The following is a 2,288-nucleotide window of genomic DNA, read 5'->3' on the forward strand; positions in this document are numbered from 1 at the left end:
CCGTCGGCGGCGAGTTCGGCGGGGGAGAGGTTGCCCAGGTGCTGGTGCACCCAGTACGACATCAGGCCGCTCAGGATGCGCTCGCGCCACCACGGCGTGGTGCGCATCCGGTTCAGCCACGCCTCGCTGGTGTTCCAGTCGTCTATGACGTCGTGATCGTCGAAGATCATGCAGCTGGGCACGGTGGACAGCAGCCACCGCACCTCGGGGTCGAGCCAGGACTCGTAGTACAGCCGCGTGTATTCCTCGTAGTCCGCGACCTGGTCGCCCGGCGGCTCCGACAGATCGCGGCGTGTCGCGAGCCAGCGGCGGGTCTCGGCGGAGGTCTCGTCCGCGTACACCTGGTCGCCCAGCAGTACGAGCACATCGGGGCGCGGGGCCTCGGGCGAGGTGGCGAGGGTGTGCGCGAGGGTGTCCAGGGCGTCGGGGCCCACCGGGTCGTGCGAGGCGTCGGACGGCGGCGCGGCCCACCGGCAGGAGCCGAAGGCGACCCGCACGGCCTCAGGACCACCAGTCGGGCCATCGGATGTGGCGGGCGTACGGATCGTGGAATCCGGGAAGCGGGAGTCCGGCAGCGGCCACACCTGCTCGCCGTCCAGCAGCACCCGGTACGCCGTCTCGGCGCCCGGCCGCAGCCCGGCGACCGGGATCAGCGCGTAGTGATGTCCGGCGATCTGCCAGGTGCGGGCCGTGCCGCCCGCACCGTCGGCGCAGCGCACCTCCGCTTCGCAGGGCCGGTCGGCCTCCACCCAGACGGTCGCGTCCGTCCCCGTCTCCCAGTCCACGTGCCGCAGCAGTGGTCCCAGGCGCAGCCCGGCCATCCGGCCCTCCTCCGTCGCTCCGCGTCCGTACCGTACGCGTCGTACGGTACGGAACGTCGGAGGCGGCCTCGCGGTTCCGGTGTGTGATCAGCAGCCGCTCAGGATGTCGTTCAGCTTGGCCTTCTCCGCCGAGTCGACGTTGAGCTTGTAGGTGGACTTCACCGAGACCCACATGCGCGCGTACATGCAGTGGTACGACGCCAGCGGCGGCAGCCACTTGGCCGGGTCCTTGTCGCCCTTGGCCTGGTTGACGTTGTCGGTCACGGCTATCAGCTGCGAGTGGGTCAGGTCGTTGGCGAGGGCCTGGCGCTGGGCGGTGGTCCAGCTGCTGGCGCCGGACTTCCACGCCTCGGAAAGCGGGATGACGTGGTCGATGTCCACGTCGGAGGAGGCGGTCCAGGTCTCGCCGTCGTACGCGGACTTCCAGGTGCCGCTGGTGGCCGCGCAGCTGGAGTCGGTCTGGACGTTGGTGCCGTCGCGCTTGAGGACCTCCTCGCGGGTGTTGCAGGAGCCGCTCTGGGTGATCCAGTGCGGGAACTTGTCCCGGCTGTAACCGTCGGACGAGCCCTCGGCCTTGACCGTCAGCGCGGCCAGCTGGGTGCGGGCGGTGGCGGCGCTCGGCGGGGTGGGCGGGGCCGCCTCGGCGGACGGTCCGCTGAGCACCAGCGTGCCCAGCAGCCCGGCGAACCCGCCGAAGACGGCGGCGCGACGCGCGTAGACGCGCCGACGGTCATGCATGTGCGACATGCGAACTCCCTAGGAGTGGGGGGTCGTTGGCCACGGCAACGCGGCCATCGTGGTGGCGCCGGGTGGACGTGGGGCAGGCGCCAGGTAACAGAGTGGCGACGCGGTCATGTCAACGCAAGGGGCTTCAGAAAGGAGGCGGGGCGCGGGATGCGCTCCGGAGCCGCCGTCGCCCGCCGCGGCGGGCCCGTGTGCCCCGCCGCGTCACCCCCTATCGCCGCTGGTGGTGACCCCCGGGGCGGTCGCGTGGGAGGCGTCCCGTAGGCTGGTCGGCAGCAGAAGGGGAGTAGCTCCTCGCCGGACCGTCGACATACTGCCCGCCCCTCGAGGTGCGGGCCGGCGCCCGGAGCGTACGAGATCGCCGCCGATATCGGGCGGGTCGCGTACGCCAGCGAGACCTTCGGCCGCAGTGTTCGACGCTGCCGTGCCGAAGCGACCCCTTTCCCCGGGCCCCTCGGTGCGGCCCGACCCTATGAGGTATCCAGCCCGTGTTCAGCTTCACCGTCGCCGCCGTGGTCTTCGGCGTCGTCTTCCTCGCCGAGCTGCCCGACAAGACCGCCCTGGCCGGGCTGATGCTCGGCACCCGCTACCGCGCCTCGTACGTCTTCGCGGGCGTCGCCGCCGCCTTCGCCATCCACGTCGGGATCGCCATCGCGGCGGGCAGCGTGCTCGGCCTGCTGCCGCACCGGCTGCTCCAGACGGTCGTCGGCGTGCTCTCCTCGG

3 protein-coding genes are annotated in these 2,288 nt (G+C 71.9%); 1 reads left to right on the plus strand and 2 read right to left on the minus strand.

The window, feature by feature from the left end:
• Together SSOG_RS31520 and SSOG_RS31525 are read right to left on the minus strand one after the other, a co-directional pair.
• The coding region (locus SSOG_RS31520) for a DUF7800 domain-containing protein (RefSeq protein WP_009718314.1) at nt 1-821 on the minus strand (821 nt) is incomplete at its 3' end.
• A gap of 87 nt (nt 822-908) precedes the next feature.
• The gene (locus SSOG_RS31525; protein ID WP_009718315.1) at nt 909-1,559 is read right to left on the minus strand and encodes an HNH endonuclease family protein; all 651 of its coding nucleotides are present in this window, start codon (nt 1,557-1,559) and stop codon (nt 909-911) included.
• 494 nt (nt 1,560-2,053) lie between these two features.
• Here SSOG_RS31525 and SSOG_RS56520 point away from each other — a divergent pair.
• Nucleotides 2,054-2,288: TMEM165/GDT1 family protein (locus SSOG_RS56520; RefSeq protein WP_009718316.1), on the plus strand; the 235-nt coding region annotated here is incomplete at its 3' end.

Source organism: Streptomyces himastatinicus ATCC 53653, assembly GCF_000158915.1.
Lineage (GTDB): Bacteria > Actinomycetota > Actinomycetes > Streptomycetales > Streptomycetaceae > Streptomyces > Streptomyces himastatinicus.